Source organism: Kitasatospora sp. NPDC059571, from assembly GCF_042735675.1.
Taxonomy (GTDB): domain Bacteria; phylum Actinomycetota; class Actinomycetes; order Streptomycetales; family Streptomycetaceae; genus Kitasatospora.
This window is the reverse complement of sequence record NZ_JBHWBW010000470.1, coordinates 1-6,247: the sequence shown is the minus strand read 5'-3', so window position 1 is coordinate 6,247 and position 6,247 is coordinate 1. Positions and strand designations below refer to the sequence as shown.

The window sequence follows — 6,247 nt, the reverse complement described above, 5'->3', positions numbered from 1 at the left end:
GGTGACCACCGCCCCGGGCCCGGCCTTCGGCGCGCTCCGCCGGCCGTCGCGGGGGCCGGGAGCGGGGGGTGTGCGTAGCAGCCCCCGAACCCATGGGACGATGTCCCGCATGCCAGCAACGCCGACGCCGAGTGACGGGAACGGGCGGTTCAACCGTCCGGACGCCTCGATGTCCCTGCTGACCAATGTGATGGACCACAGTCTGGACGAGGGGTACGCCGAGGCGGCGGCCCGCGGGGACGGCCGGCCGGTCCGGCTGCCGGGAACCCTGCGGGGCCGGCTGACGCTCGCCCTGGGGCTCGCGCTGGCCGCCACCGTGGTGACCGTCGGCGGGGTGAACGCCTCGAAGGCCGAGCCCACGCTGGCCAAGGAGCGGGACGCGCTCGTCCACCGGGTGAACGACGCGACCCGCAACGCGGACAACCTGCAGCACAAGGTCGAGGACCTGCGGGCACGGGTCGCCAAGGCCCAGCAGGACGCGCTGCCGCCGGGCGACGACGGCGGGCTGGCCGCGCTGGCCGCGGCCGCCGGCACGGGGGAGATCCACGGGCCGGGACTCAAGATGGTGCTGGACGACGCGGGGGACACCACCGGCGGCTCCGCCAACGACCCGCGCCAGACCGACGGCTTCAGCAACGTCGGCCGACTGCGCGACCACGATCTCCAGCTGATGGTCAACGGGCTGTGGGCCTCCGGTGCCGAGGCGCTCGCCATCAACGGGCAGCGGCTGACCGCGCTCTCGGCGATCCGGGCCGCGGGTGACGCGGTGCTGGTGGACAACCGGCCGCTGGTGCCGCCGTACACCGTGCTCGCCATCGGGGACGGTGCGCAGATACAGAAGGCGTTCCAGGCCACCCCGGCGGGCCGCTACCTGAAGCTGATCCAGGACACCTACGGGATCAAGGCCTCCATATCGCCGCAGGACAGGCTGACTCTGCCGGCGGCGCTGGGCGTGACGCTGCGGACCGCCCGGCCGGACGCCGGCGTGCCCGGCCCGGGGCAGCCGTCGGCCACGACCGGTGCGTCCACCGCCGGTGCGTCCGCGTCCGGCACACCGTCGTCGACGGCCTCCGCCAAGCCGCACCCTACCGGGACAGGAGTACCCACACCGTGATTGCCGTTCTAGGTCTTGTGATCGGCGTCGTCGTCGGCCTCTTCGTGCAGCCCGAGGTCCCGGACGCCGTGGTGCCCTACCTGCCGATCGCGGTGGTGGCGGCCCTGGACGCGGTGTTCGGCGGCGTCCGGGCGATGCTCGACGGGATCTTCAACGACAAGGTCTTCGTGGTCTCCTTCCTGTCGAACGTCGTGGTGGCGGCCCTGATCGTCTTCCTCGGCGACCAGCTCGGCGTCGGTGCCCAGCTGTCGACCGGTGTCGTGGTCGTGCTCGGCATCCGGATCTTCTCCAACGCTGCCGCGATCAGGCGGCACGTGTTCAGGGCGTGAGGGGCGCGAGCGTGGAACGGGACGACAAGCACCTCGACCGGCCCGGGGAGGCGGCCGCGGCGCAGCCGGACGGCCCCCGCGGCGGGTCCGACACGCCCGGGATACCGGTCGGGGCGGGCGATTCCACCGAGGCCGTGCGGCCGCCGGCCGATCCGTCGGTGGGGGCCGCACGGGCCGCCGGCGGCGGTGTCGGCACCGCCGATGTGGCGGGCCCGCCCACCGACCGCGAGGTGCCCGGCGGCACCCCGTCTGGTGACGCCCCGGCCGTCGCGCCGCCGGCTGCGGCAGCACCGGAGGGGACGGAGAACGCGCAGGTCAGCGATGCCGGGCGGGCCGACGGCGGCGAGGCGTCCGGCCCGGTCCCGGACACGGCCGGGACCGTGCCGCAGGCGGTCGAGCCCGACGGGTCCGAGGAGCCCGCGGTGCCGGCCGAGGCGTCGGCCGCCGGTGCGCAGGGCGCCGACGCCCGCCGCCGGCTGCGGGCCGCGCTCTGGCCGCCGCGTCTGTCGCGCGGGCAACTGGTGGTCGCCGTCCTGCTGTTCTCGCTGGGCCTCGGCCTGGCCATCCAGGTGCGCTCGACCAACGACCACAGCCAGCTGCGCGGTGCGCGGCAGGAGGATCTTGTCCGCATCCTCGACGAACTGGACAGCCGTCAGCAGCGTCTCCAGCAGGAGAAGACGCAGCTGGACCAGTCCCTGACCCAGTTGGAGAACAGCTCCAACCAGGCCAAGGAGGCCCAGGAGCAGACGAGGAAGAAGGCGACCGAACTGGGCGTGCTGGCCGGTACCGAGCGGGCCACGGGCCCCGGGATCGTACTGACGATCGACGATCCCCAAGGGCAGGTGAAGGCGGATATGCTGCTGGACACCCTGCAGGAACTCCGAGCGGCGGGAGCGGAGGCGATTCAGATCAACGACGTGCGTGTGGTGGCGGGTACGTACTTCACCGACGGCTCGGCCGGCGGTGTGCAGATCGACGGCAGGAACGTGTCGCAGCCGTTCCGCTTCACCGTGGTCGGCAATCCGCAGGACCTCACGCCCGCGTTGAACATCCCCGGCGGCGTCGTGCGGACGCTGGAGAAGGACCAGGCGACGGCCACCATCACCCAGCAGCAGAAGGTCGTCGTCGACGCGATCGCCCAGCCGAAGCCGCTGCGGTACGGCAAGCCGGCGGCGAAGTGACGGACCGACTGTCGTACGGTCCGTCAGCCGACGGCCACCCCCGGTCGCCGTTCCGGCCGTTCGGTGAGGCACACTGGGATGTTCCACCCGGCCGGTACGCGCCATCGCCTGCCCGGGCCCGGCCGGATGCCGGGCATGCTGCCTGTTCGAGCCTGTCACCCTGCCCCGCGGGCGGGTCTGTCACACGCAAGGGGATTCGCCCGTGAGTCTGTTCTCGAAGCTGTTCGGCCGCAACAACCGCCGTGAGGAGGCCGTCGAGGCGCCCACCGCGCGCCACCGCCGGATGGACGACGAGGCCGCCGTGCCCGGCATGCGGTCCGCCCCGGCCGGCGAGCAGTACACCGAGCGGCCGCAGTACCTGGACGCCGGTCCGCAGGGCGCCGCGGCGTACGGGAATCCGCAGCAGGGATACGGCGCGTCGGTTGAATCCGGTGCCGCGCCGCGCATAGGTTTCCCGGCAGCACCCTCAACCTCCGGTGGAGGGTTTACCCCGGACCCCTACGCCGGGCACACCCAGCCGGGTGTGCCGCGCCAGGAGGCTGTGAACATGGCTGGCACCTCTCCGTGTCCGCGGTGCGGCAACCAGAACCCGGTCACGGCCCGGTTCTGTTCCAACTGCGGAACGCCGCTGCGCAGTGCGCCGCCGGCCGAGGGTGCCGTCGAGACCACCTCGACCATCTCGATCTCGGGGATCGAGTCGTACGACCCCACCGCCACGGCCACCGGCGCCACTCCGGCGCTCTCGGCCGAGGTGCTGGCGGCGATCGACGCGCTGCCCCCGGGCTCGGCCCTGCTCATCGTGCAGCGCGGCCCGAACTCCGGCAGCCGCTTCCTGCTCGACTCGGACCTCACCACCGCCGGCCGTCACCCGCAGGGTGACATCTTCCTGGACGACGTGACGGTCTCCCGGCGCCACGTGGAGTTCCGCCGGCTGCCCGGCGGCGGCTTCTCGGTCGCCGACGTGGGCAGCCTGAACGGCACCTACGTCAACCGGGAGCGGATCGACGAGGTCACCCTGAGCAACGGCGACGAGGTGCAGATCGGCAAGTACCGGCTGGTGTTCTTCGCCGGCCACGGCCGGGGGTACTGAATCCCACTTCGGCAGGAGCCCGCGTGACCGCCAATCCTCCCACCACGCTCGGGGCCGCCCCCGTACCCGCCACACGCCGTGTGGGCGAGGTGCGGGGGAGGGGCGACGAACTGCTCTCCATCGGGGCCGTGCTGGCCTTCCTCCGGGACGACTTCCCCGAGGTCACCATCTCCAAGATCCGCTTCCTGGAGGCGGAGGGGCTGGTGGACCCGCAGCGCACCCCCTCGGGCTACCGCAAGTTCAGCGCCGCGGACGTCGAGCGCCTCGCGTACGTGCTGCGCATGCAGCGGGACCACTACCTGCCGCTGCGGGTGATCCGCGAGCATCTCGACGCCATCGAGCGCGGCGAGGCGCCGCCCGCCCTGCCTGCTCCGGAGGCCCGTCCCGGTCCGCTGGAGGAGGCCGACCGGGAGCTGGGGGCTGCCAGCGGGGCGGTCGCCGGGGTCCGGCTCGGGCGCGCCGAGCTGCTGGCCGCGGCGGAGGCCGGGGAGGGCGAGCTCGCCGAGTGGGAGGCGTACGGGCTGGTGAGCGCCGGCCCGGACGGCGGCTACGACGGCGAGGCGCTGCAGATCGCCCGGCTGGTCGCCGAGCTCGGCCGGTACGGGCTGGAGCCGCGGCACCTGAGGGCGATGAAGGCCGCCGCCGAGCGGGAGGTCGCCCTGGTGGACCAGGTGGTGGCGCCGTTGCGGCGCCACCGCAACCCGCAGACCCGGGCGCACGCCGAGACCACCGCACGCGAGCTGGCGACCCTGTCGGTCCGGCTGCACGCGGCGATGGTGCAGGCGGGGCTGCGCGCCCGGCCGAGCTGACCGCCGGCCGACCTCCGCCGCTCCCGTCCGCGCGCGCGGGGCGCCCGCGCCGCGTCCCGGCCGGATGGTGCGGGTACCGGGGCGTTCGACCTGCCGCCGAGGGGCTGCGCTTTCCTATCGGCGGCCCGGGCCATAGGGTTGCCAGTGTGAATGAGCTCGACGTCGTGGGTGTCCGGGTGGAGATGCCTTCCAACCAGCCGATCGTGCTGCTGCGGGAGGTCGGGGGCGATCGGTACCTGCCGATCTGGATCGGTCCCGGCGAGGCGACCGCGATCGCCTTCGCCCAGCAGGGGATGACCCCGGTCCGGCCGCTGACCCACGACCTCTTCAAGGACGTGCTCGACGCCCTGGGCCAGCAGCTCACCGAGGTGCGGATCAGCGACCTGCGGGAGGGCGTCTTCTACGCCGAGCTGGTCTTCGCCAGCGGGGTCGAGGTGAGCGCCCGCCCCTCCGACGCGATAGCGCTGGCGCTGCGGACGGGCACGCCGATCTTCGGCGCCGAGGAGGTCCTCGCCGAGGCCGGGATCGCGATCCCGGACGAGCAGGAGGACGAGGTCGAGAAGTTCCGCGAGTTCCTCGACCAGGTGTCGCCCGAGGACTTCGGCGGCCAGCAGTAGCGGCTGCCGACCGTGGCGCGCCCCGTGCGCGCCGGCCGTGACACCGAAGCGCTGAGGCAAAGACGCGGCGTCCTACCCGGACCAAGGGCACGAAAAACCACTCGTCGGAGTGAACTTTGCGGTGAGACCCGGCGTGGCGATCGTTGACGGGTCTCTGGCGACTGCCTACCGTCAGGTGATGGCCCCGGCGGTTACGCCACCGGGGTGTACCGACCGCAGGACGAGTGGACGGAGGGTGGCATGAGCGGCACCGGCGACGAACCAGCTGCTGGGGGCCTGTGCGCCGTGCACATTCCGCGCGCTGCCCGCCGTACGGTCGGACGGCCGTGGGAGTCCCCGGCCGCCGATGCGGCGGGCGAGCCGGAGCTGCCGCGCGTCGGCCGCTTCCCGGCCGTCCAGGCCGGCCAGCCGGCCATCGAGCGGATCGAGCCCACCTCCGCACTGATCGGCTACCGCGGCCCCACCGCGTGCGCGGCCGCCGGCATCACCTACCGCCAGCTCGACTACTGGGCCCGGACGGGGCTGCTCGAACCGAGTGTCCGCACCGCCTACCCCGCCGGCGCGCAGCGGCTCTACGCCTTCCGCGACGTCCTCGTGCTGAAGATCGTGAAGCGGCTGCTGGACGCCGGGGTCTCGCTGCAGAACATCCGGGTGGCGGTTGCGCACCTGCAGACCGCCGAGCTCGGCGACCTGACGGAACTCACCCTGATGTGCGACGGCGCCACGGTGTACGAGTGCACCAGCCCGGAACAGGTGGTGGAGCTGCTCGGCGGCGGCCAGGGCATGTTCGGCATCGCCGTCGGCGCCGTCTGGCAGGAGCTGGAGGCGGTGCTCGGCCGGCTGCACGCCGAACGCACCGACACCGGCGAGACGGTGCTCGGCCACGACCCCGCGGACGAACTGGCCCAGCGCCGCAACCGCGCGGTCTGACCGGCGCACCACCGCACCGACGCACCACCGCACCGAGGTACTGACGCACCACGGCACGGGCCCGCCCGGGCCGTGCCCGGCAGGCCTTCGAGGGGCCCGGACGGGGAACCGTCCGGGCCCCTCGCCGCGGCCGGGAGAGCGTCGTTGTCGATGCAGGGGGTGCTCGGGGCGGCGAGC

At 73.6% G+C, this 6,247-nt stretch carries 7 protein-coding genes; all 7 read left to right on the top strand.

The features are described 5' to 3' along the window. Positions 1 to 100: 100 nt before the first annotated feature. The 7 genes from ACFV0G_RS33145 to ACFV0G_RS33115 all read left to right on the top strand — a co-directional run bounded on the left by ACFV0G_RS33145 (position 101) and on the right by ACFV0G_RS33115 (position 6,070). Positions 101 to 1,114, top strand: coding sequence for a DUF881 domain-containing protein (locus ACFV0G_RS33145; protein WP_380556009.1), 1,014 nt, complete (start codon positions 101 to 103; stop codon positions 1,112 to 1,114). Beyond that, positions 1,111 to 1,443 (top strand): small basic family protein, encoded by a 333-nt coding sequence (locus ACFV0G_RS33140; RefSeq protein WP_030269510.1) that lies wholly within the window; start codon positions 1,111 to 1,113, stop codon positions 1,441 to 1,443. The genes ACFV0G_RS33145 and ACFV0G_RS33140 overlap by 4 nt, the downstream gene beginning before the upstream one ends. 230 nt (positions 1,444 to 1,673) lie before the next feature. Next, positions 1,674 to 2,624 (top strand): DUF881 domain-containing protein, encoded by a 951-nt coding sequence (locus tag ACFV0G_RS33135; RefSeq protein ID WP_380556013.1) that lies wholly within the window; start codon positions 1,674 to 1,676, stop codon positions 2,622 to 2,624. 202 nt (positions 2,625 to 2,826) lie between these two features. After that, positions 2,827 to 3,714, top strand: coding sequence for an FHA domain-containing protein (locus ACFV0G_RS33130; RefSeq protein ID WP_380556007.1), 888 nt, complete (start codon positions 2,827 to 2,829; stop codon positions 3,712 to 3,714). Positions 3,715 to 3,794: 80 nt separating this feature from the next. Then, positions 3,795 to 4,523: a MerR family transcriptional regulator gene (locus ACFV0G_RS33125; RefSeq protein ID WP_380556011.1), complete on the top strand. Its 729-nt coding sequence runs from the start codon at positions 3,795 to 3,797 to the stop codon at positions 4,521 to 4,523. A 146-nt stretch (positions 4,524 to 4,669) separates the two neighbouring features. After that, a complete protein-coding gene (locus ACFV0G_RS33120; protein WP_380556005.1) occupies positions 4,670 to 5,140 on the top strand; it encodes a bifunctional nuclease family protein in 471 nt (156 codons plus the stop codon). A 240-nt stretch (positions 5,141 to 5,380) separates the two neighbouring features. Then, entirely contained in the window at positions 5,381 to 6,070 is a 690-nt protein-coding gene (locus ACFV0G_RS33115) for a MerR family transcriptional regulator (protein ID WP_380556003.1), read from the top strand. Positions 6,071 to 6,247: the final 177 nt, after the last annotated feature.

What these genes read in the sequence shown, in the direction of transcription:
- ACFV0G_RS33145 (WP_380556009.1), top strand. Translation starts at nt 101, where the DNA reads ATGTCCCGCATGCCAGCAACGCCGACGCCGAGTGACGGGAACGGGCGG.
- ACFV0G_RS33115 (WP_380556003.1), top strand. Translation starts at nt 5,381, where the DNA reads ATGAGCGGCACCGGCGACGAACCAGCTGCTGGGGGCCTGTGCGCCGTG.